Here is a 21,209-nt window from a genome sequence, read left to right as displayed (position 1 = left end):
GTGCCGGAGCGTTCGCCCGTTCGTGAAGTGAGTGAGGGGCACCTTCCTCCGGCCAAGTCGGAGGAAGGTGCCCCTCGCTCGGGTAAGGCCGCACCGGTCGGGTCGGGGGTGGGTGTGTCGGGCGAGGCGGCGGCTTCTTATTGAAAGCTAGTTGCAGTTGCACTTATGGTCCAGTAGTGCTGAATCGTCGTGCTGTTCTCCTCGCCGGGCCCGCCGTGCTGGGTCTGCTCGCGTCCGGGTGCGCCGCGCCGACCCCGGCGGGCGGCTCGGGCTCCGATCCCCGCTCGATGCTGCTGGCCGACGGCTACGAGCCGGAGAGCCTGAACCCGCTGCTGGGCTACGGCCTGGAAGGCGCGTCCAAGTTCTACGACGGGCTGCTCGCCTTCGACGGCCGGTCCGAGCTGCGACCGGCGCTGGCCGCCGCGCCGCCGCGGCCGAGCCCGGACGCGCGGAGCTGGACGGTGACCCTGCGCGAGGGCGTCCGGTTCCACGACGGCACCCCGTTCGACGCCGAGGATGTGGTGGCGACCTACCGGGCCGCCACCGACCCGGCCTACGCGTCCACGGTCGGCTCCGACTACGCGATGGTCGAGCGGGTGAGCGCGCTGGACCCGCGCACCGTGCGGTTCGACCTCGCCTACCCGTACTCGGCCTTCCCCGCCCGGATGGTGCTGGGCATCGTGCCGAGCGAGGCGCTGGCCGAGCCCGCGCCGCTGGCGGAGTCACCGCTGAACACCCGGCCCGTCGGCACCGGCCCCTACGAGCTGGTCGAATGGCGCCGCGGCGACCAGATGACCTGGAAGGCCAACGAAGACTACTGGGGCGGCGCACCCGCGATCAAGGACGTCACGGTGGCCTTCGCCGAGGACGACAACACCCGGGCGCAGCGGCTGCGCTCCGGCGAGTTCGACGGCACGGTGCTGCCCCCGGTGCTCGCCGGGAGCGTCGGCCGGGACGGCTACCGCACCGTCTACCACGAGACCGCCGACTACCGGGCCATCGCGCTGCCCAACGACCACCCGGTCACCGGTGATCCGGCGGTGCGCGAGGCGCTGAACCTCGCGGTCAACCGGCAGGGCATGCTCGACGCGCTGCTCGGCGGGCACGGCACCCCGGCGCACACCCCCATCCCGGGGTCGATGGCCGAGGAGCACGAGCCCGCGGCGACCTTCCCCTTCGACCCGGACCGCGCCGCCCGGATCCTCGACGAGGCCGGGTGGCGGGCCGGTCCCGACGGCGTGCGGCAGCGCGGCGGGCAGCGGGCCGAGTTCACCGTGATGTACTTCGCCGACGACAGCCTGCGCGAGGACCTCGCCCGCGCCTTCGCCTCCGACGCCGCGGCGATCGGCGTCCACGTCGAACTCGCCGGGGTGGACCGGGCCGCGGTGCCCGCCCGGCTGGACACCGACGGCATCGTGCTCGGCGGCGGCAACCCGGTGGACGCCGACCCGCAGAGCTACGACAGCCTGCACTCCTCGGCGATCGGCACCGGCACGTACAACAACCCCGGCAAGTACCGCAACGCCGAGGTGGACGCCGCGCTCGACGCCGCCCGCCGGTCCACCGACCCGGCCGAGCGCGCCGCGCACTACCGGACCGTCCAGCGCGCCTACGTCGAGGACCCGGGCCTGGTGTACCTGGCCTTCATCGACCACGCCTACGTGATGCGCGAGGGCGTCTGGGACGGCTACCGGCCGGTCGTCGAGCCGCACACCCACGGCACCACCTGGGGGCCGTGGTGGAACCTCCAGGACTGGAAGCCCGCCGCATGAGCGCACCGGCGGTGACCCGGCGGGCCGCGGTCGGCCGGTTGGTGCTGCGCCGGCTCGGCTTCGCCGTCCCGGTGGTCGTGGTGGTGGCGTTCGGCGTGTTCCTGCTCGCCGCCGCCTCCCCGTTCGACCCGGTCCACCAGTACTTCGGGGTGCAGCTCTACAGCGCCTCGGCCGCCGACGTGGCCCGGGTCCGCGCCGAGCTGGGCCTGGACGAGCCGGTGCTGGCGCAGTTCTGGAACTGGGTGACCGGGGTGCTCGGCGGCGACCTCGGGGTGTCCCGCTCGTTCCGGCAGCCGGTGGCCCAGGTGGTCGCCGAGCGGCTGCCCTGGACGATCCTGCTGGCCGCCACCGGCCTGCTGCTCGCGGTGCTGCTGGCCCTGGTGCTGGGCACCGCCGCCGCGTGGCGGCAGGGCGGCTGGCTGGACCGGGCGGTCACCGCGCTGGGGCACGCGATGGAGGGCGTGCCGCCGTTCGTGCTCGCGCTGCTGTCCATCGCGGTGTTCTCGCTGGGCCTGGGCTGGCTGCCGGTGGCCGGGCTGACCGACGCGGGCAGCGCCGTCACGGTCGGCCAAGTCGTCGAGCACCTGCTGCTGCCCGCCCTGGTGCTGGGCGTGTCGCAGACGCCGTGGCTGGTGCTGCACGTGCGGCAGTCGATGCTCACCGCGCTCGCCGAGGACCACGTGACCGGCGCGCGGGCCCGCGGCCTCGGGGAGCGGGTGGTGGTGCTCAAGCACGCGTTGCCCACCGCGCTGCTGCCGTTCGTGGCGCTGCTCGGCGCCCGCATCCCGGAGCTGGTCACCGGGGCGGTGCTGGTGGAGGAGGTCTTCTCCTGGCCGGGGCTGGCCGCCGCGGTGGTCACCGCCGCGACGGCCGTGGACTACCCGCTGCTGGCGATCATCACCTTGGTCGCCACCCTCGCGGTGCTGCTCGGCTCGCTGCTGGCCGACATCGCCGCGCTGTTGCTGGACCCGAGGGTGAGCGTCGATGGCTGAGCCGCTGGTGGATCCCGGACCGTGGCGCCCGGCGGGGCGCGCTCGCGCGGGCACGCCGCGCGGCCGGGCGGTGGGGCTGCGCCTGGCCGCCCGCCGGGTCGGCGGCCCCGCCCTGCTCGGCTTGCTGGTGCTCGGCGCGATCGCGGTGCCCGCGCTGGCCGGGGACACCTCGGTGCGCTACGACGAGGTGCGGCTGCCGCCTTCCCCGGCGCACCCGTTCGGCACCGACACCGGCGGGCGCGACCTGTTCGCCCAGTCCTTCGCCGGACTGCGGGTCTCGCTGCTGGTGGCGGCGTTGTGCGCGGTGGTGTCGGCGGTGCTCGGCGCGCTGGTCGGCGCGGTGGCCGGGTCGCTGGGCGGCTGGACGGACCGGCTGCTGATGCGGCTGGTGGACACCGTCAACGCGGTGCCGCACCTGCTGCTGGGCATCGTGATCGTGGCGCTGTACCGCGGCTCGCTGGTCGCGGTGATCCTCTCCATCGCGGCGACGCACTGGACGACGGTGGCCCGCATCGTGCGCACCGAGGTGCTCTCGCTGCGGCGCCGCCCGCACGTGGACGCGGCCATCGCGGGCGGGTCGTCGCGGTGGCGGGTGCTGCACCGGCACCTCCTGCCCGCGATCGTGCCGCAAGCCGCGCTGTCGGCGGTGCTGCTGGTGCCGCACGCGGTCTGGCACGAGACCGCGCTGAGCTTCCTGGGGCTGGGACTGCCCCCGCACCTGGCCAGCATCGGCACCCTGCTCGGCGACGGGCGGGAGGCCGTGCTGCTCGGCGCGTGGTGGATGGTGCTGTTCCCGTCGCTGCTGCTGGTCCTGACCACCCTCGCCGTGTCCGGGGTGGCCGCCACCTGGCGCGACCGGGTGCTGCCGAGGAGACGATCGGAGTGGGCGCTGTGACGATCACGAGCGGGGTGACCACCGAACCGCTGCTGGAGCTGGACCGGCTGTCGGTGCGCTTCGCGCTGGGCGGCGGGCGCGGCGAGGTGCGCGCGGTCAGCGACGCCTCGCTGCGGCTGCGGCCCGGCCGGGTGCTGGCGCTGGTGGGCGAATCGGGGTGCGGCAAGTCGGTGCTGGCCTCGGCGCTGCTGGGGCTGCTGCCGGGCAACGCGCGGGTGCGCGGGGCGGCGCGGCTCGCCGACGGCACCGAACTGCTCGCCGCGCCGGAACGGGTGCTGTCCCGGCGGGTCCGGGGTCGGCTGCTGGGCCTGGTCCCGCAGTCGGCGAGCACCCACCTGACCCCGGTGCGCACCGCCCGCGCCCAGCTCGCCGAGGTGCTGCGGGCGCTGCGCCCGGACTCGGGGCCGGACGCGGCCGACGCGCTCGCGGAGGAGGTCGGGCTGCGCCCGGCCGACCTCGACCGCTACCCGCACGAGCTCTCGGGCGGGATGGCGCAGCGGGTCGCGGTGGCGCTGGCGCTGGCCGGTGATCCGCCGGTGGTGCTGGCCGACGAGCCGACCACCGGGCTGGACCGACCGCTGGTGCACCGCACCCTGGACCTGCTCGCCGCCGCCACCGACGAGCAGCGCGCGGTGCTGCTGATCACCCACGACCTCGCCGCGGCCCGCCGGGTCGCCACCGACGTGGCGGTGATGTACGCCAGCCGGATCGTCGAGTCCGGACCGGCCGAGGAGGTCTTCGCCGACCCGTGGCACCCCTACACCGCGGGGTTGCTCGGCGCGCTGCCCGGCGGCGGGTTCCGGCCGATCCCCGGCCACCCGCCGGTGCTCACCGAGCTGGACCGCCTGGAGGGGGAATGGGGCTGCGCGTTCTGCCACCGCTGCCCGGACGTGCCCGGCTTCGCCCCCTGCACGGGGGACCCGGAGCTCCTCGACCTCGGCGACCGGTCGGTCGCCGCGCACCCGCCGTGCTGAGCGGCACCGACCTGGTCGCCGGGTACCGGAGGGGTGAACCCGTGCTCGACGGGGTGAACCTGGAGGTCCCGCCGGGGACCGTGGTCGGGCTCGCGGGCCCGAGCGGCTGCGGCAAGTCCACCCTGGCGCGGGTGCTGGCGCTGCTCCAGCAGCCGTGGTCCGGTCGGGTGGTCCTCGACGGCGAGCCGGTCCACCGGTTCCGGCACGCCACGCCGCGCGCCCAGCGCACCGCGGTGGGCGTGGTGTTCCAGCACCCGCGCCCGGCGGTGGACCAGCGGTTCACGCTGCGCCAGGTCGTCGCCGAGCCGCTGCGCGCCACCGGGCGGCCGGACGCCGTCGACGCGCTGGCCGAGGAGGTCGGGCTGACCCCCGAGCTGCTGACCCGCCGCCCGCACGAGGTCAGCGACGGCCAGCTCCAGCGGGCCTGCCTGGCCCGCGCGCTGGCGCTGGAGCCCCGCTACCTGATCTGCGACGAGATGACCGCCATGCTCGACGCCTCCACCACGGCGGCCCTGGTGCGGGTGGTCGACCGCCGGGTCCGCGAGGACGGCACCGGCGTGCTGGCGATCAGCCACGACGAGGAATTGCTCGACCACTGGGCCGCGCACGTCGTCCCACTCGGTACTGGTTCGATATGACATCGTGTCGGGGACCGATCAACGATGAGCATGGGAGTCGACGATGAGCGAGGGCGAAGGCACCACGTTCATGCAGTGGCGCGAGCGCGCGCAGAACGAGGTGCGCGAGGACCGGCCGAAGATGCGCGCGGTGCTGGTGACGGCTGCCGTCGTGGTCGTGGTCGGCATCGTGGTCGGCGCGCTGTTCTTGGCACTGGGCTGACGCGGGGGAGCGGCGGGCCAGTCCCGCCGCTCGTCACCACGCAGTCCGACGGCAACCACCGCCGAGCCCGACCACCGTCAGGCGAGCGGCGAAGCCGCTTCCGCTTTGCCCCACCCTCGCAACCGGCACCGCCGCGGGTTCTCAGCGGTCTTCTCGCGAGGACGCCCTGACGCTGTGTACGTGGTGGGTACATGAGGAAGGGCGCCCGGAGCGAGCAGGCCGCTGAGGTTCCGCCACCGGCACCACCAAGCAACGGGACCACAGCACCTTCACGAAAGCTTGGTGACTTGGAGGCGGGCTACCCTGTGCCCTTCCATCCTTTGCACCGTGAACCGGTGGCCCAGCGCCTCCAGCGTCTCGCCCTCCGCGGGCACCCGGCCCAGGCCGTTCACCACGAACCCGGCCACCGTGTCGTAGGGGCCCTCCGGCAGCGTGATGCCGGTCTGGTCGACGAAGTCGCCGCGGTGCAGCAGGCCGTCGACCTCGTAGCTGCCGTCCGGTCCCGGTCGCACCGGGGCGGCGCTGGGGTCGTACTCGTCCCAGATGTCGCCGACGACCTCCTCCACGACGTCCTCCACGGTGACGATCCCCGCGGTGCCGCCGTACTCGTCGACGACCACGACCAGGTGGCCGCCCCGCCGTCGCATCTGGGACAACGCCGCCAGCACCGGTTTGCTGGCGGGCAGCGCGATCACCGGCCGGGCCAGGTCGCCCACCTTGCGCACGCCGCGCGGGTTGTCGTGGCCGGTGGTGAGCAGGTCGCGGACGTGGATGAAGCCGATCACGTCGTCGGCGGTGTCCCGGACCACCGGGTAACGGGAGTGCGGCTTGTCGGCGACCTCGGCGATGGCGTCCGGCAGCGTCATCGACAGGTCCAGGAAGTCGACCTCGGTGCGCGGCACCATGATCTCGCCGAGCACCCGGTCACCGGCCTCGAAGGCGTCGGTGAGCAGCCTGCGCTCCTCCACGGTGAGCTGCTCGTTGGTGCGCACCATGTCGCGCAGCTCCTCCTGGCTGACCGCCTCCCCGCTCTCCCGCGGGTCCATGCCGATCAGCCGCACCACCGCGTTGGTGGACTTGGACAGCAGCCAGATCAGCGGGCGGAACAGCGTCGCCAGCCAGTCCAGCACCCCGGCGGTGACCAGCGCGACACCCTCGGACTTCTGCAGCGCCAGCCGCTTGGGCGCCAGTTCGCCGAACACCAGCGACAGGTACGAGACGAACAGCGTCACCAGCAGCAGCGCCACCGTCGCGGCCAGCCCGACCGGTAGGCCCCAGCCGGTCAGCACCGGTTCGACGCGCACCGCGATGGTCGCGCCGCCGTAGCTGGAGGCGAAGAAGCCGGCGAAGGTCACGCCGATCTGCACCGCGGACAGGAACCGGTTGGAATCCGCCCGCAGCCGCGCCACCCGCCCTCCCCGCTTCGAGCTGCCCGCCAGCCGCCGCACCTGGCCTTCGCGCAGCGACACCAGGGCGATCTCGGCCGCGGCGAAGTACCCGCCGACCAGGACGAACACCAGGACCAGGGCCAGGTTCCAGAACACGCCATCCACCCGGCGGATTCTCCCACCGCCGACGGTGATCGGCGGAGCGTCGCGCCGGGCCGGTCACGCGATCAGCCCAGCTCGGCCCACCGCCACCGCTGCTGCTTGCGCTCGTCGCGGACCACCACGCCGCGCTCGGCCAGCTCGGCCCGCAGCCGCGCGGCCTCCTTGCGGTCGCGGCGGCGCAGGGCGCGGGCCCGCTCGGCGAGCAGGGCGTTGATCCGCAGCCCCAGCTCGGGTTCGTCGGGCTCCCACCGCCGGTAGCGGGCGCGGTGCGGATCACCGCCGTGCCACGGGAAGCCGTGCCGCCGCAGCGCCGCCGCCAGCTCGCGGCGGTCCAGTCCGGTGCGCTGCCGGACCAGCTCGGCGCCGGACTCGTCGAGCAGCACGAGCTCCTTGCCCTCGACGAACACGGCACCGACCTCGCCGCGCCGGAAGGTCCGCTCGGCGCGGTCGCGGGCGAGCACCAGCCGGTCCTGGGCCACTTCGGCGCTGATCCGCTCCTGGGACCACAGCCCGGCGAAGCCCAGGCCGATCACCGCGCCCACCGCCAGCGAGGCGGTCAGGCCCCATGGCTCGGGGATGTCGGCGACGAGCACGAACACGCCCTGGAACGGCGCCCAGGACAACCCGGCCACCCAGTCCGAGACCAGCTTCACGACGAACAGCACCGCCGCGCCCAGCAGCGGCCCGACCAGCCACGAGCCGACCCGCACCAGCGCCGGTTCGGCGACGGTGGACGTTCCGGTGGCGGGCTCGGCGGACATGACCCCATTGTCGCCGCACGGTGCACCCGGGCACGGCCCGGGTGCACCGGACGGCTGTGGTCCTGCTGCGGAGCGCAGCCTGGTCAGGCGAGCAGTGCAGCCCACGCGCGCGCGAAACCCGACCGCCGTCAGGCAAGCGGCGAAGCCGCTTCCGCTTTGCCCCACCTGATCAACCGGCACCGCCGCGGGTTCTCAGCGGTCTTCTCGCGAGGACGCCCTGACGCTGTGTACGTGTTTGGTACATGAGGAAGGGCGCCCGGAGCGAGAAGGCCGCTGAGGTTCCGCCACCCGCACCGCCAAGCAAAAAGACCACCACACCGGAAATCAGACCCCGGCCTCCCGGATGAGGACGTCTACTGCCTCGTCATTCCGGGCGGTCTCTTCTGCGATGACCTCGTCCGGCGGGTAGAAGCCCTCCAGGCCGCCGCCCTCGGCCGGGTACATCTCGAAGGTGAAGGCCAGGATGCCGTGCTCGGCCCACATCCAGTCCAGGCTGCCGCCGTCGGTGATGTAGAGCCCGCTGGCCTGCTGCGGGGTGTAGCCGTTGGTGCGGGCCATCTCGGTGCCGACCCGTTCGAACCGGTCGTACTGCTCCTGGGTCATGCCCTCGGTGACCTGGTCGGTGGTGTACCCGAACGGCCAGAGCACCAGCTCCGAGTAGGTGTGGAAGTCGATCGCGGCCTCGATCTGCTGCTCGCCGCCGACCACCCGGGAGTCGATGAAGTCGCGCAGCGCGGCGGTCTCCGGGGCCGACCACGCCTCGGTCCCCCGGTAGGTCTCCGCGTTCGGATCGCCGCTGGAGCCGCCGCAGCAGCCCCACTTGTGGCCCCAGTTGCGGTTGAGGTCGGTGCCGGGCCCCTGCCGGTTCTTGCGCCAGCCCAGGTACTGCCCGGAGGCGACGTCGTGGATGGACCCGTCCGGGTTGACCACCGGGATCACCCACAGCTCGCGGCTGTCGACCATCTCGGCGATCGCCGGGTCCGTGGCGTACCCGTCGGTGAACCGCTCCACGATCCGCAGGCACATCTCGGTGGTCAGGTGCTCGCGCGCGTGCTGGTTGCAGTCGAACAGCACCTCCGGCTCGGCCTCGTCCTGCCCGGCGTTGTCGCTGATCTTGAGCACGGGGATGTCGCGGCCCTCGTGCGAGGTGCCCGCGCTGGTCAGGGTCGCGATGTCCGGGTGGTCGGCGACCGCGGCGCCGAGCTCGGCCACCACCTCGTCGTAGTTGTGGTAGCCGCGGTCCTCCGGCGGGAAGTCGCCGGGCGCGCCCTGGCCCCGGCGGGCCAGCTCGGCGGCCACCGAGGTGCGCCGCTGCGGTGCCAGCCCGGCGGCGCGCATCCGCTCCGCCTGCTCCGGTGTGGCCTCGACCACCGCCTCGCCGCCGGACACCGAGAGCACCAGGGCCCCGGTGCGGTTGATCGCGGTGCGCTCCTGGACGTCGGTGCCGGGCACCGCGTAGATCGCCCGGGTGTCGCCGGTCCCGCCGGCCGGTGCCGCGGCGGCCGTCACGCCCGCGTGGGCCGCCAGGGTCAGGCACGCGGCGGCCACCGCCACCGCCGTGCGCCGAGAACTCGTCCTCATCGCCGTCTCCGCTCGCTCGGGTGACCCCCCGCGGTGGGAAGCGTGCGGTGCGGAGGAGCGGCGGGCAAGCGCGTGGCGAGGATTGCTCCGCGCCCGCCGAGGTTCGGCGTCGGCACCCGGCGGCGGACGACTACCCTGGTAGGAGTCAACCCCGGTGCCGGAAGGATGCCCATGCTGACCCGTACCGACCTGCGCGGTCGTGTCCCGTCCACCGTCGAGCTGCGCGCGACGCTGCCGCGCGCCGAAACGGACGTGGAGCACGTGCTGCACCAGGTGCGGCCGGTGATCGAGGCGGTCCGCGACCGGGGTGTGGACGGTGTGCTGGAGTTCACCGAGCGGTTCGACGGGGTCCGGCCGGACCGGATCCGGGTGCCCGCCGAGGCCCGGCGGGAGGCCCTGGCCGGGCTGGACCCGCAGGTCCGCGCGGCGCTGGAGGAGTCGATCCGGCGCGCCCGCGCGGTCCACGCCGACCAGCGGCGCACCGACACCACCACCCAGGTGGTGCCCGGCGGCACGGTCACCGAGCGCTGGGTGCCGGTGGCCCGGGTCGGGCTCTACGCGCCCGGCGGGCTGGCGGTCTACCCGTCCAGCGTCGTGATGAACGTCGTCCCCGCGCAGGCCGCCGGGGTGGAGTCGCTGGTGGTGTGCAGCCCGCCGCAGGCGGAGTGCGGTGGCCTGCCGCACCCGACGATCCTGGCCGCCGCCGAGCTGCTGGGCGTCGACGAGGTGTGGGCCGTGGGCGGCGCGCAGGCCGTCGCGCTGCTGGCCCACGGCGCCGCCGACACCGACGGCGCCGAGCTGGCGCCGGTCGACATGGTCACCGGCCCCGGCAACGTCTACGTCACCGCCGCCAAGCGCCACCTGCGCAGCCTGATCGGGATCGACTCCGAGGCCGGGCCGACCGAGATCGCGGTGCTGGCCGACGCCACCGCCGACCCCGCCCACGTGGCCGCCGACCTGATCAGCCAGGCCGAGCACGACACCCTCGCGGCCAGCGTGCTGGTCACCTCCTCGCCGGAGCTGGCCGAGGCGGTCGACGCGGAGCTGGAGCGGCAGGTCGCCGCCACCAAGCACCAGGAGCGGATCCGCACCGCGCTGTCCGGCCGCCAGTCCGGCTGCATCCTGGTGTCCTCGATCGACGACGGGGTCCGGGTGGTCGACGCCTACGCCGCCGAGCACCTGGAGATCCAGACCGCCGACGCCGAGGCGGTCGCCGCCGGGGTGCGCAACGCGGGCGCGATCTTCGTCGGGCCCTACGCGCCGGTGTCGCTGGGCGACTACTGCGCCGGTTCCAACCACGTGCTGCCCACCGGCGGCTGCGCCCGGCACTCCTCCGGGCTGAGCGTGCAGAGCTTCCTGCGCGGCATCCACGTCATCTCCTACGACGAGCGGGCGCTGCGCGAGGTCGCCGACCAGGTCGTCGCGCTCGCCGACGCCGAGGACCTGCCCGCGCACGGCCAGGCCGTCACCGCCCGCTTCCCCCGCTGAGCGGCCCCAGAACCGAACGAGGTGCTCTTCCCATGACCGATGTGCTCGGCGGCGAGACGACGCTGGCCGACCTGCCGTTGCGCGCGGACCTGCGCGGGCGCAGCCCCTACGGGGCGCCGCAGCTCGACGTCGCGGTCCGGCTCAACACCAACGAGAACCCGTATCCGCCGCCGCCCGAGCTGGTCCGCGACGTGACCGAGGCGGTGCGGCAGGCGGCGGCCGGGCTGCACCGCTACCCCGACCGCGACGCCGCGGAGCTGCGCGCCGACCTGGCCGCCTACCTCACCGGCGCGACCGGCGTCACCGTGTCGGCGGCCAACGTGTGGGCGGCCAACGGGTCCAACGAGGTGCTGCAGCAGATCCTGCAGGCCTTCGGCGGACCGGGGCGCAGCGCGCTGGGCTTCGAACCGTCGTACTCGATGCACCCGATCCTGTCCGCGGGCACCCGCACCGACTGGGTGCCCGCGCCGCGCCGCGCGGACTTCAGCCTGGACGGCCCGGCGGCGGCCCGCGCGATCGCCGAGAAGCAGCCGGACGTGGTGTTCGTGACCAGCCCGAACAACCCCACCGGCCAGTCCGTCGGGCTCGACGACCTGCGCGCGGTGCTCGACGCCGCGCCGGGCGTGGTGGTCGTCGACGAGGCCTACGTCGAGTTCTCCTCGCGGACCAGCGCCATCGCGCTGATCGCCGAGCACCCGGCCAAGCTGATCGTCAGCCGCACCATGAGCAAGGCGTTCGCGTTCGCCGGCGGTCGGCTCGGCTACCTCGCCGCCGCCCCGGCGGTGATCGAGGCGCTGCTGCTGGTCCGCCTGCCCTACCACCTGTCCGCCCCGACGCAGGCCGCCGCGCGGGCCGCGCTGCGGCACGCCGACGCCACCCTCGGCTCGGTGAAGGACCTCGTCGACGAGCGCGGTCGGGTCGTCGAAGCGTTGCGCCGCCTGGGTTTCACCCCGGTGGACAGCGACGCCAACTTCGTCCTGTTCGGACCGTTCGCCGAAGCCGACCGCGCCTGGCGGCGGTTCCTGGACCGGGGCGTGCTGATCCGCGACGTCGGCATCCCGGGCACCTGCGGGTGACCGTGGGCACGCCGGAGGAGAACGACGCGTTCCTGGCCGCCGCCGAGGACGCGGTGGCCGAGATCGCCGCGCAGACCGAGGAGAGCCCGCAGTGAACCACGCCTTCCCGCTCGGCACCCGCACCGCCCGGATCGAGCGCACCACCCGGGAATCCTCGGTGCTGGTGGACCTCGACCTCGACGGCAGCGGCCAGGTCGACATCGACACCTCGGTGCCGTTCTACGACCACATGCTCACCGCGCTGGGCACCCACGGCGCCCTCGACCTCACCGTGAAGTCCAGCGGTGACGTCCACATCGATGCCCACCACGTCGTCGAGGACACCGCGATCGTGCTCGGCCAGGCGCTGCGCGAGGCGCTCGGGGACAAGTCGGGCATCCGCCGGTTCGGCGACGCCTGGATCCCGATGGACGAGACCCTGGCGCACGCCGCCGTGGACGCCTCCGGCCGGTCCTACTGCGTGCTCACCGGGGAACCCGAGCAGTACAACAGCTTCACCATCGGCGGGAACTACCCGTTCGTGCTGAACCGGCACGTGTTCGAGTCGATCGCCTTCCACGCGCACCTCAACCTGCACGTGCGGGTGATCCACGGCCGCGACCCGCACCACATCGCGGAGGCCCAGTACAAGGCCATCGCCCGGGCGCTGCGCGCCGCCGTCGAACCGGACCCGCGGTTCGCCGGCGTCGTCCCGTCCACCAAGGGCGCGCTCTGAGCTGAACCCCGTCCGCCCGGGCCGGACGCAGATCCGCCCCGGGTAGGCTCGGCGCCATGCGGGACTTCCTACCGATCATCCTGCTCGGCCTCGCCGGGTTCCTCATCGGCGGCGTCTACGCGACGTGGAAGACCGCCCGCGGCCTGTCGATCCTGCTCGGAGTCGCGGCCGTCCTCGCCGTGGCGGGCGGCACCGGCTGGCTCATCTGGGGCTGACCCCGTTCGAGACGTGAGTGAGGGGCACCTTCATCCGGCATAGTCGGACGAAGGTGCCCCTCACCTGTTCACGATGGACGGTCCCGGGTGCGTGTGCCACCCTTTCGCGTCGTGAGTGAGGGGCACCCTTGTCCCACTATGGGGTCCTTTCAGAATGCGGCGGAGCCGCATGCGGTGAGGCACGCAACCGGCACCGAGGCGGGTTCTCAGCGGTCTTCTCGCGAGGACAGCGCCGACGCCGGGTACGTCGTGGGTACATCAGGAGGCGATCGGCGCAGCGAGGGGACCGCTGAGGTTCCGCCACCCGCACCGCCACGCAGATCATTCTGAAAGCGGTCCTATCTTGGGCAAGGGGGCCCCTCACCTGGTTCGGCGGGTCACTCGCGGGTGGCGGTGGCCTTGGTGTCCGGGGTGGTGATGGTCTCCGCTGCGGGGGCTTCCGCCGGGGACGTCTCGGCCGCCTGCTTGTCGTCGGCCTGGGCGTCGCCGCCGTGGCCGTCGTCGGCGAAGGCCTGCTCGTCGAACGGGGCCTTGCCGGCGAAGACCTGCTGCATCTGGCCGCGGTCGATCTCCTTGGTCCACGAGCCGATGAGGACGGTCGCCACCGCGTTGCCCGCGAAGTTGGTCAGGGCGCGGGCCTCCGACATGAACCGGTCGATCCCGACGATCATGCCCACGCCGTCGACCAGGTCCGGCCGGTGCGACTGGAGCCCGCCGGCCAGGGTGGCCAGCCCGGCGCCGCTGACGCCCGCCGCCCCCTTGGACGCGATGATCATGAACAGCAGCAGCGAGATCTGCTCGCCGAGGGTCAGCGGGTCGCCCATCGCGGCGGCGATGAACAGCGACGCCATCGTCAGGTAGATCGCGGTGCCGTCGAGGTTGAACGAGTAGCCGGTCGGCACCGTGATGCCCACCACCGGCCTGCTGACGCCGAGGTGCTCCATCTTCGCGATCAGCCGCGGCAGCGCGGCCTCCGACGACGAGGTGGACACGATCAGCAGGAACTCGCGGCCCAGGTAGCGGCACAGGGAGAAGATGTTCACCCGGGCGACCGCCCACAGCAGCGGGCCGAGGATCACGAACACGAACAGCAGGCACGTGATGTAGAAGCCGACCATGATCACGGCCAGGCCCTTGAGGGCGTCGACGCCGGTCGCGCCGACCACCGCCGCGATGGCGCCGAACGCGCCGACCGGGGCGACCCACATGACCATCGCCAGGATCTTGAACACCAGGCGCTGGATGTGCTCGATGCCGCGCAGGATCGGCGCGCCCTTCTCACCCAGCGACTGCAGCGCGAACCCGGTCAGCAGCGCGACGAGGAGGGTCTGCAGCACCTCGCCCTCGGTCAGCGACGACACCAGCGTCTGCGGGATGATCCCGAGCAGGAAGTCGGTGGTGCTCTCGGCCTCGCCGCCGGCCTGTTGGGCGCCCTGGCCGCGCAGCTCGTCGGTGAGCTGGAGCCCTTCGCCCGGGTGCAGGACGTTGCCGACGAGCAGGCCGATGACCAGCGCGACGATCGACATCACGACGAAGTAGCCCAGCGCGAGACCGCCGACCTTGCCGACCTTCGCGGCCTGCCGGACGCTGCCGACGCCGAGCACGATCGTGCAGAAGATGACCGGCGAGATCATCATCTTGATCAGGTCGACGAAGCCGGTCCCGAGGGGCTTGAGCGCGGTGCCGAAGTCCGGGGCGAGGAAACCGACGGTGATGCCGCCCAGGACGGCGACGATCACCGCGATGTAGAGATAATGCGTCCGATCTCGACGACGCGGTGTCGCAGCGTCATTGCTAGCCACTGTCACTACTCCTCGTGCGGGTGAAATGAACGCACGGCCGCCGTGTGCCAGGTCACGGCGGGTGCCGGAGAGTGACTATCGGCGCCGAGTATCGTCGGCGTCACGCTTTTGTACATTCTGTTCACGTTCATCTCACGGGTGCGTCATGTCCACTTCCGGCCGAACCGGGCGCGGAGTCGCGGGCTGGAGCCTGGCCCGCCAGCTCTTCGTCCTTCAGGTCGTCGTGGTCGCGGTCGTGGTGCTCGCCGGGACCGGTCTGGCCTGGTTCGACGCCCAGCGCCGGACGCAGCAGAGCGCTCAGGAGCAGGTGCTCCTGGTGGCCCGCGCGCTGGCCGCCCAGCCGGGGGTGCGCGCGGCGATCAGCGGCCCCGACCCGAGCGCGACGCTGCAACCGATGGCCGAACGGGTGCGGCGGGACACCGGCGTCGAATTCATCACGATCATGTCCCCGGACGGGATCCGGTACAGCCACCCGAACCCGGCCCGGCTCGGGCACCGGTTCCTCGGGCACACCGAGCGCGCCGCGGCGGGCGGCGTGATCGTCGAGACCTACCCGGGCACCCTCGGGCCGTCGGTGCGCGCCGTGGTGCCGGTGCGCGGCGACACCGGCCGGGTGACCGGGCTGGTCGCGGTCGGCATCGGGGTCCACGTGCTCAGCGCCGAGCTGCGCGGGCAGGTCACCGCGCTGGTGCTGGTGGCCGTCGCCGCGCTGGCCCTCGGCGGGGTGCTCACCCGGCTGGTCGGCGCCCGGCTGCGGCGGCACACCCACGACCTGCGCCCGGCCGAGCTGAACCGGATGTACGGCTACCACGAGGCGATCCTGCACGCGGTCCGCGAAGGGCTGCTGCTGATCTCCCCGGCGGGCCGCGTGGTGCTGTGCAACGACGGCGCCGCCGCGCTGCTGCCGGTGCCCGACGCGGAGGGCAGGCAGGTCGACGACCTCGGGCTGCCCGACGAGCTCGCCGAGGCGCTGCGGGGCGGCGGCCGGATCCGCGACGAGGTCCACCTCACCGACGACCGGGTGCTGGTGGTCAACGTCTCCCCGGTGCGCAGCGGTGGGCGGGACCTCGGCACGGTGGTCACGCTGCGCGACCACACCGACCTGCAAGCGCTGTCCGGCGAGCTGGACTCGCTGCGCGGGTTCGCCGAGGCGCTGCACGCCCAGGCGCACGAATCGGCCAACCGGCTGCACACGGTCGTGTCGCTGATCGAACTGGGCCGCACCGAGGAGGCGGTCGCCTTCGCCACCGACGAGCTGGAACTGGCCCAGCGGCTCACCGACCGGCTGGTCGGGGCGGTCGGCGAGCCGGTGCTGGCGGCGCTGCTGCTGGGCAAGACCGCCGAGGCCGCCGAGCGGGGCGTCGAGGTGGTGCTCACCGAGGAGAGCTGGATCGAGGAGCCCGACATCGATTCCGCGGGCCGGATCGACCCCCGCGACCTGGTGACCATCGTCGGCAACCTGGTGGACAACGCGGTGGAGGCGGTGCTCGACGTGCCCGACCCGCGGGTCGAGGTGACGCTGCGCGGCGGCCCCGACGGCCTGCTGCTCCGGGTCGCCGACAACGGGCCCGGGGTGGACGCCGAGGTGGTGCGGCGGATCTTCCACCGCGGCTGGTCGACCAAGCGGGCCGGGCGCGGGCTGGGGCTCGCGCTGGTCGGGCAGCGGGTCCGGCGGCACGGCGGCACGATCGAGGTGCGCGCCGACGACGGCGCGGTGTTCGAGGTGCGGCTGCCCGCCGCGGAGGTGGCCCGGTGATCTCGGTGCTGGTGGTGGAGGACGACCCGGTGGCCGGCGAGGCGCACGCCACCTACGTCGCGCGGGTCAGCGGGTTCGCCGTGGCCGGGCGGGTGCGCACCGGGCAGGGCGCGCTGCGCTTCGTCGAGCGGACCCCCGTCGACCTGGTGCTGCTGGACCTGCGGCTGCCCGACATGGACGGGTTGCAGGTCGCGCGGGCGCTGCGCACCGCGGGCAGCGACGCCGACGTGATCGCGGTGACCTCCGCGCGGGACCTCAAGGTCGTCCGGGCCGCGGTGTCCAGCGGGGTGGTCCAGTACCTGCTCAAGCCGTTCACCTTCGCCGCCATGCGGGACAAGCTGGAGCACTACGCGCGGTTCCGGGCCAGCTTCGAGCACGACCGGGACGCCAGCGGGCAGGGCGAGATCGACCGCGCCTTCGCCGCGCTGCGCGAGATCGACCGCAGCTCGCTGCCCAAGGGGATGAGCGAGGAGACGCTGGCCGCCGTCGTCGCCGCACTCCGCGCGGAACCGGAGGGCGCGGCCGCCGGGGCGGTCGGCACCACCGCGGGGGTCTCCCGGGTCACCGCCCGCCGCTACCTGGAGTACCTGGTGGACACCGGGGTGGCCGAGAGGCGGCCGCAGTACGGGGGGCCAGGAAGGCCGGAGATGGCCTACCGGTGGTCTGGTGAGGAGTAGTTGTCGGCGGCCTTCACGTCTGGGTTGTGCCGTGGTCCGGTTGCGTGGCGGTGCGGGTGGCGGAACCTCAGCGGTCTTCTCGCTCCGGGCGCCCTTCCTCATGTACCAAGCACGTACACAGCGTCAGGGCGTCCTCGCGAGAAGGCCGCTGAGAACCCGCCGCGGTGCGAGTTGCGAGGGTGGGGTAGTGCGGAAGCGGCATTCGCCGCTTGCCTGACCGTGGTTGCGTGGGTTTGCGGCGCTCGCTCGTTCTCGCTACGTCTGCCGGGAGTCGGCTGCGGGGCGTAGGAGCGGGGCGCCCGGGCCGCGTTCGGCCCAGCGGTCGTCCGGGTTCTGCAGGGCGCAGGAGCGCAGCGAGAGGCAGCCGCAGCCGATGCAGTCGGTGAGGTGGTCGCGGAGCCGTTGCAGGCCGTCGATGCGGGCGTCGAGCTCGTCGCGCCAGCGCCGGGAGAGCCGCGCCCAGTCCGCCTTGGTCGGCGCGTGGTCGGCGGGCAGCGTGGCCAGCGCCTCGGTGATCTGCTCCAGGCTCAGCCCGACGCGTTGCGCGGACCGGATGAAGGCCAGCCGCCGCAGCACGTGCCGCTGGTAGCGGCGCTGGTTCCCGGTGGTGCGGGTGGTCGAGATCAGCCCGCGTTGCTCGTAGAACCGCAGTGCGGTCTGGGCCACGCCGCTGCGGTGGGCGACCTCTCCGATGGTCAGCAGTCCCGATCGCGTCGACACCCGGTCAGCGTAGCAGCCTTGACTTCGAGTTAGCTCGAAGTATCAGCCTGGGGCCATGACCACTTCGACCACCGGATACGCCGCGCTCGGCCCGCTGCTGAGCGCCATGACCGGCGACGAGAAGCACTCCGCCGCGGCGACGTCCACGTTGGACGTGCTCTGGGTGCTCTACGACCGGGTCCTCGACGTCGCCCCGGACCGGGTGGACGACCCGGACCGCGACCGCTTCCTGCTCTCCAAGGGCCACGGGCCGATGGCCTACTACGCGGTGCTGGCCGAGAAGGGCTTCGTGCCGCCGGAGATCCTCGGCCGCTGGGGCGGGTTCGACTCCCCGCTGGGCTTCCACCCGGACCGGGTGCTGGTGCCCGGGGTGGAGATCGGCAGCGGCTCGCTCGGCCACGGACTGCCGCTGGCCGTCGGCACCGCCCTCGGGCTCCGCGCCCGGGGCAGGCACCGGCCCCGGGTGGTGGTGCTGGTCGGCGACGCCGAGCTCGACGAGGGCAGCAACCACGAGGCCATCGCGGTGGCCGGGCGCTTCGGGCTGGAGCGGCTCACCACCGTCGCGGTGGACAACCGCTCCGCCAGCCACGGCTGGCCCGGCGGCCTCGCCGAGCGCTTCGCTCGCGAGGGGTGGGCCACCGCCACCGTCGACGGCCGCGACCACGACGCCCTGGCCACCGCGCTGCTGGCCGAGCACCCCGGCCGACCGCTCGCGGTCGTGGCCGAGGTCGAATCCGAGGAGGACGACCGATGATCACCATGCGCGAGACCTTCACCGAGATCACCAGCGCCGCGCTGGACGAGGACGAGCGGCTGGCAGTGGTGCTGGCCGACATCTCCGCCGACCGGTTCACCGGAGCCGCCGTCCGGCACCCGCACCGGGTGCTCAACGTCGGCATCCGGGAGCAGGCGATGATCGGCGTGGCCGGCGGCCTGGCGCTGACCGGGATGCGCCCGATCGTGCACACCATCGTCCCGTTCCTGGTGGAACGGCCGTTCGAGCAGCTCAAGCTCGACCTCAACCACCAGGGCGTCGGGGCCGTGCTGGTCGGGACCGGCGCGTCCTACGACTACCCGTCGGCCGGCCGCACCCACATGGGCCCGGGCGACGTCGCGCTGCTGGACACGCTGCCCGGCTGGACCGTGCACGTGCCGGGCCATCCCGACGAGGTGCCGCCGCTGCTGCGCTCGGCCCTGCGCGGCGACGACCTGGTGTACCTGCGGTTGTCGGACCGGGTGAACGACGCCGCGCTGGGCGTCGGGCCGGGCTGGCAGCGGGTCCGCCGGGGCGGTCGGGGCGTGGTGCTCGCCGTGGGGCCGATGCTGCGGCCGGTGCTGGCCGCGACGGCGCTGCTGGACGTCACCGTGCTCTACACCCCCACGATCCGGCCGTTCGACGGCGCCGGGCTGCGGGCCGCGGTGCACGACGCGGCGCCGGAGGTGGTGCTCGTCGAGCCCTACCTCAGCGGCACCTCGTCCGCGCAGGTCGGCGAGGCGCTGGCGGACCTGCCGCACCGGATCCGGGCGCTGGGCGTGCGGCGCGACCGGGAGCTGCGCGCCTACGGCACCTCCGACGAGCACGAAGCGGCGCACGGCCTCGGTCCGGCCGCCCTGGCGGGCACCATCGGTGCCTTCCTCGGCGGGTGAGGCGGGGGTGTGGTGCGACGCATGGGCGGGGGCACCGGCGTCCGGCGGTAACCTGGAGCCGTGGCACGAGTCGTCATCTTGGACTACGGATCAGGCAACCTCCGCTCCGCCGAGCGCGCGCTGGAACGCGCCGGGGCCGACGTGGAGGTGACCGCGGACCATCGTGCCGCCACCGAGGCCGACGGCCTGGTGGTCCCGGGGGTCGGTGCCTTCGCCGCGTGCATGGAGGGCCTGCTGGCGGTCGGCGGTGACCGGATCATCGACAAGCGGCTGGCCGGGGACCGCCCGGTGCTGGGCATCTGCGTCGGGATGCAGGTGCTGTTCGACCGGGGCGTCGAGCACGACCAGGCGGCTGACGGGTGCGGGCAGTGGCCGGGCACCGTCGAGCGGCTGCGCGCCGACGTGCTGCCGCACATGGGTTGGAACGAGGTCCGGGCCCCCGCCGACAGCGTGCTGTTCGCCGGGATGGACCCGGGGACCCGGTTCTACTTCGTGCACTCCTACGGGGTCCGCCGGTGGGAGCTGGCGCCCGCGGAGCCGCTCGCGCCGCCCCGGGTGACCTGGGCCGAGCACGGCGAGCCGTTCGTCGCCGCGGTGGAGAACGGGGCGCTGATGGCCACCCAGTTCCACCCGGAGAAGTCCGGTGCGGCCGGGGCCGCGCTGCTGGCCAACTGGCTGCGCTCGCTGTGAGCACCCGCTGAGCGGTCGCCGTGCGTGGCGACCTCAGCGGCCACCTCGCGACGCGCCCCTCCCGGCACCAGGTCGTCCTCGCGCGCGGACCGCGGAGAACCGCGGGGGTGCGGGCTGCTCGGCCACCGGGCCACCGCTGGCGGCGGCAGCCCCGGTTCGGGCGAACTCCCAGGCCCCACGACCGGGGAGGACGCCGGTTTCGTAGGGTTGGGGGGTGACTTTCACCCTCCTCCCCGCTGTTGACGTCGCCGACGGCCAGGCCGTGCGCCTGGTGCAGGGCGCGGCCGGTACCGAGACCTCCTACGGCGAGCCGCTGGAGGCGGCCCTGGCCTGGCAGCGCGCCGGCGCGGAGTGGATCCACCTGGTCGACCTGGACGCGGCCTTCGGCCGCGGCTCCAACCGGGAGCTGCTGGCCGAGGTGACCGGGAAGCTCGACGTGGACGTGGAGCTCTCCGGCGGCATCCGGGACGACGCCTCGCTGGAGGCGGCGCTGGCCACCGGCTGCCGCCGGGTGAACCTGGGCACCGCCGCGCTGGAGGACCCGGAGTGGACCGACCGGGTCGTCGCGGCCTACGGCGACCGGGTCGCGGTAGGGCTCGACGTGCGCATCACCGAGCAGGGCCACCGGCTCGCCGCGCGCGGCTGGACCAAGGACGGCGGCGACCTGTGGGAGGTGCTGGCCCGGCTCGACGCCGCGGGCTGCCGCCGCTACGTCGTCACCGACGTCAGCAAGGACGGCACCCTGCGCGGGCCGAACGTGGAGCTGCTGCGCGCGGTCTGCGCCCGCACCGACGCCCCGGTGATCGCCTCCGGCGGCGTGTCCAGCGTGGACGATCTCGTCGCGCTGTCCCGGCTGGCCCCGAGGGCGTGGAGGGCTCGATCGTCGGCAAGGCGCTCTACGCGGGCAACTTCACCCTGGAAGAAGCCCTCGCCGCCGTCCGCTGACCCCGATGTGAACTGGGTGAGGGACACCCTTGCCCGAGCAAGGGGTTCTTTGAGAATGCGGCGGAGCCGCATGCGGTGCGGCACGCAACTTGCACCGCGGCGGCTTCTCAGCG

At 73.8% G+C, this 21,209-nt stretch carries 19 protein-coding genes and 2 pseudogenes; 16 read left to right on the top strand and 5 right to left on the bottom strand.

Going from position 1 to position 21,209, the window contains the following annotated elements:
- The first annotated feature begins 176 nt into the window (after positions 1 to 176).
- Genes ACQP0T_RS20885 through ACQP0T_RS20860 form a run of 6 tightly spaced genes read left to right on the top strand, consistent with a single transcriptional unit; the run spans position 177 to position 5,473 of the window.
- The gene (locus ACQP0T_RS20885; RefSeq protein ID WP_433869595.1) at positions 177 to 1,772 is read left to right on the top strand and encodes an ABC transporter substrate-binding protein; all 1,596 of its coding nucleotides are present in this window, start codon (positions 177 to 179) and stop codon (positions 1,770 to 1,772) included.
- Positions 1,769 to 2,764 (top strand): ABC transporter permease, encoded by a 996-nt coding sequence (locus ACQP0T_RS20880; protein ID WP_345355078.1) that lies wholly within the window; start codon positions 1,769 to 1,771, stop codon positions 2,762 to 2,764. The genes ACQP0T_RS20885 and ACQP0T_RS20880 overlap by 4 nt, the downstream gene beginning before the upstream one ends.
- Complete coding sequence (locus ACQP0T_RS20875; protein ID WP_433869594.1) at positions 2,757 to 3,659, top strand: ABC transporter permease; 903 nt, start codon at positions 2,757 to 2,759, stop codon at positions 3,657 to 3,659. Before ACQP0T_RS20880 ends, ACQP0T_RS20875 begins: the two co-directional genes overlap by 8 nt.
- Positions 3,647 to 4,633, top strand: coding sequence for an ABC transporter ATP-binding protein (locus ACQP0T_RS20870; RefSeq protein ID WP_433869593.1), 987 nt, complete (start codon positions 3,647 to 3,649; stop codon positions 4,631 to 4,633). Before ACQP0T_RS20875 ends, ACQP0T_RS20870 begins: the two co-directional genes overlap by 13 nt.
- Positions 4,627 to 5,271, top strand: a complete 645-nt coding sequence (locus tag ACQP0T_RS20865) for an ABC transporter ATP-binding protein (RefSeq protein WP_433869592.1) — start codon at positions 4,627 to 4,629, stop codon at positions 5,269 to 5,271. The genes ACQP0T_RS20870 and ACQP0T_RS20865 overlap by 7 nt, the downstream gene beginning before the upstream one ends.
- A 43-nt stretch (positions 5,272 to 5,314) precedes the next feature.
- Positions 5,315 to 5,473, top strand: a complete 159-nt coding sequence (locus ACQP0T_RS20860) for a hypothetical protein (RefSeq protein ID WP_345355065.1) — start codon at positions 5,315 to 5,317, stop codon at positions 5,471 to 5,473.
- Between the two features lie 269 nt (positions 5,474 to 5,742).
- Here ACQP0T_RS20860 and ACQP0T_RS20855 read toward each other — a convergent pair whose 3' ends face one another.
- The 3 genes from ACQP0T_RS20855 to ACQP0T_RS20845 all read right to left on the bottom strand — a co-directional run bounded on the left by ACQP0T_RS20855 (position 5,743) and on the right by ACQP0T_RS20845 (position 9,365).
- The gene (locus ACQP0T_RS20855) at positions 5,743 to 7,026 is read right to left on the bottom strand and encodes a hemolysin family protein (RefSeq protein WP_433869591.1); all 1,284 of its coding nucleotides are present in this window, start codon (positions 7,024 to 7,026) and stop codon (positions 5,743 to 5,745) included.
- Between the two features lie 62 nt (positions 7,027 to 7,088).
- On the bottom strand, positions 7,089 to 7,784 hold the full coding sequence (locus tag ACQP0T_RS20850; protein ID WP_433869590.1) for a YqeB family protein: 696 nt from the start codon (positions 7,782 to 7,784) through the stop codon (positions 7,089 to 7,091).
- Between the two features lie 324 nt (positions 7,785 to 8,108).
- On the bottom strand, positions 8,109 to 9,365 hold the full coding sequence (locus tag ACQP0T_RS20845) for a M14 family zinc carboxypeptidase (RefSeq protein WP_433869589.1): 1,257 nt from the start codon (positions 9,363 to 9,365) through the stop codon (positions 8,109 to 8,111).
- Between the two features lie 171 nt (positions 9,366 to 9,536).
- Here ACQP0T_RS20845 and hisD point away from each other — a divergent pair, with 171 nt between their 5' ends.
- From hisD to ACQP0T_RS20825, 4 genes and pseudogenes are all read left to right on the top strand, one after another.
- A complete protein-coding gene (gene hisD, locus ACQP0T_RS20840; RefSeq protein WP_433869588.1) occupies positions 9,537 to 10,853 on the top strand; it encodes a histidinol dehydrogenase in 1,317 nt (438 codons plus the stop codon).
- Positions 10,854 to 10,885: 32 nt separating this feature from the next.
- Positions 10,886 to 12,024: pseudogene (locus ACQP0T_RS20835) on the top strand (histidinol-phosphate transaminase).
- The gene (gene hisB, locus ACQP0T_RS20830) at positions 12,021 to 12,644 is read left to right on the top strand and encodes an imidazoleglycerol-phosphate dehydratase HisB (RefSeq protein ID WP_433869587.1); all 624 of its coding nucleotides are present in this window, start codon (positions 12,021 to 12,023) and stop codon (positions 12,642 to 12,644) included. Before ACQP0T_RS20835 ends, hisB begins: the two are co-directional and overlap by 4 nt.
- Positions 12,645 to 12,700: 56 nt before the next feature.
- On the top strand, positions 12,701 to 12,859 hold the full coding sequence (locus tag ACQP0T_RS20825) for a hypothetical protein (protein WP_345355044.1): 159 nt from the start codon (positions 12,701 to 12,703) through the stop codon (positions 12,857 to 12,859).
- 377 nt (positions 12,860 to 13,236) lie between these two features.
- Here ACQP0T_RS20825 and ACQP0T_RS20820 read toward each other — a convergent pair whose 3' ends face one another.
- Positions 13,237 to 14,661, bottom strand: coding sequence for a cation:dicarboxylate symporter family transporter (locus tag ACQP0T_RS20820; protein WP_433869586.1), 1,425 nt, complete (start codon positions 14,659 to 14,661; stop codon positions 13,237 to 13,239).
- A gap of 145 nt (positions 14,662 to 14,806) precedes the next feature.
- Between ACQP0T_RS20820 and ACQP0T_RS20815 the strand changes: the two genes are divergently transcribed.
- Positions 14,807 to 16,417, top strand: coding sequence for a sensor histidine kinase (locus tag ACQP0T_RS20815; RefSeq protein ID WP_433869585.1), 1,611 nt, complete (start codon positions 14,807 to 14,809; stop codon positions 16,415 to 16,417).
- The gene (locus ACQP0T_RS20810; protein WP_433869584.1) at positions 16,414 to 17,094 is read left to right on the top strand and encodes a response regulator; all 681 of its coding nucleotides are present in this window, start codon (positions 16,414 to 16,416) and stop codon (positions 17,092 to 17,094) included. Before ACQP0T_RS20815 ends, ACQP0T_RS20810 begins: the two co-directional genes overlap by 4 nt.
- Before the next feature lie 255 nt (positions 17,095 to 17,349).
- Here ACQP0T_RS20810 and soxR read toward each other — a convergent pair whose 3' ends face one another.
- Positions 17,350 to 17,814: a redox-sensitive transcriptional activator SoxR gene (gene soxR / locus ACQP0T_RS20805; protein ID WP_345355032.1), complete on the bottom strand. Its 465-nt coding sequence runs from the start codon at positions 17,812 to 17,814 to the stop codon at positions 17,350 to 17,352.
- Between the two features lie 55 nt (positions 17,815 to 17,869).
- Between soxR and ACQP0T_RS20800 the strand changes: the two genes are divergently transcribed.
- The 4 genes and pseudogenes from ACQP0T_RS20800 (at position 17,870) to priA (ending at position 21,096) form a co-directional block, all read left to right on the top strand.
- Positions 17,870 to 18,568 (top strand): thiamine pyrophosphate-dependent enzyme, encoded by a 699-nt coding sequence (locus tag ACQP0T_RS20800; protein ID WP_433869583.1) that lies wholly within the window; start codon positions 17,870 to 17,872, stop codon positions 18,566 to 18,568.
- The gene (locus tag ACQP0T_RS20795) at positions 18,565 to 19,461 is read left to right on the top strand and encodes a transketolase family protein (RefSeq protein WP_433869582.1); all 897 of its coding nucleotides are present in this window, start codon (positions 18,565 to 18,567) and stop codon (positions 19,459 to 19,461) included. The genes ACQP0T_RS20800 and ACQP0T_RS20795 overlap by 4 nt, the downstream gene beginning before the upstream one ends.
- 60 nt (positions 19,462 to 19,521) lie before the next feature.
- Positions 19,522 to 20,151: an imidazole glycerol phosphate synthase subunit HisH gene (gene hisH, locus ACQP0T_RS20790; protein ID WP_433869581.1), complete on the top strand. Its 630-nt coding sequence runs from the start codon at positions 19,522 to 19,524 to the stop codon at positions 20,149 to 20,151.
- A gap of 214 nt (positions 20,152 to 20,365) precedes the next feature.
- Positions 20,366 to 21,096, top strand: a pseudogene (priA, locus tag ACQP0T_RS20785) (bifunctional 1-(5-phosphoribosyl)-5-((5-phosphoribosylamino)methylideneamino)imidazole-4-carboxamide isomerase/phosphoribosylanthranilate isomerase PriA).
- The last annotated feature ends 113 nt before the right edge of the window (positions 21,097 to 21,209 follow it).

It is taken from the genome of Saccharopolyspora sp. CA-218241 (assembly GCF_050954615.1).
GTDB classification, from domain to species: Bacteria; Actinomycetota; Actinomycetes; order Mycobacteriales; family Pseudonocardiaceae; genus Saccharopolyspora; species Saccharopolyspora cebuensis.
Note: the sequence above shows the minus strand (reverse complement) of the source record. Positions and strands in the feature narration are given on the sequence as shown.

What these genes read in the sequence shown, in the direction of transcription:
- ACQP0T_RS20880 (WP_345355078.1), top strand. Translation starts at nt 1,769, where the DNA reads ATGAGCGCACCGGCGGTGACCCGGCGGGCCGCGGTCGGCCGGTTGGTG.
- ACQP0T_RS20875 (WP_433869594.1), top strand. Translation starts at nt 2,757, where the DNA reads ATGGCTGAGCCGCTGGTGGATCCCGGACCGTGGCGCCCGGCGGGGCGC.
- ACQP0T_RS20860 (WP_345355065.1), top strand. Translation starts at nt 5,315, where the DNA reads ATGAGCGAGGGCGAAGGCACCACGTTCATGCAGTGGCGCGAGCGCGCG.
- ACQP0T_RS20850 (WP_433869590.1), bottom strand. Translation starts at nt 7,784, where the DNA reads ATGTCCGCCGAGCCCGCCACCGGAACGTCCACCGTCGCCGAACCGGCG.
- ACQP0T_RS20845 (WP_433869589.1), bottom strand. Translation starts at nt 9,365, where the DNA reads ATGAGGACGAGTTCTCGGCGCACGGCGGTGGCGGTGGCCGCCGCGTGC.
- hisD (WP_433869588.1), top strand. Translation starts at nt 9,537, where the DNA reads ATGCTGACCCGTACCGACCTGCGCGGTCGTGTCCCGTCCACCGTCGAG.
- ACQP0T_RS20825 (WP_345355044.1), top strand. Translation starts at nt 12,701, where the DNA reads ATGCGGGACTTCCTACCGATCATCCTGCTCGGCCTCGCCGGGTTCCTC.
- ACQP0T_RS20815 (WP_433869585.1), top strand. Translation starts at nt 14,807, where the DNA reads ATGTCCACTTCCGGCCGAACCGGGCGCGGAGTCGCGGGCTGGAGCCTG.
- ACQP0T_RS20800 (WP_433869583.1), top strand. Translation starts at nt 17,870, where the DNA reads ATGACCACTTCGACCACCGGATACGCCGCGCTCGGCCCGCTGCTGAGC.
- ACQP0T_RS20795 (WP_433869582.1), top strand. Translation starts at nt 18,565, where the DNA reads ATGATCACCATGCGCGAGACCTTCACCGAGATCACCAGCGCCGCGCTG.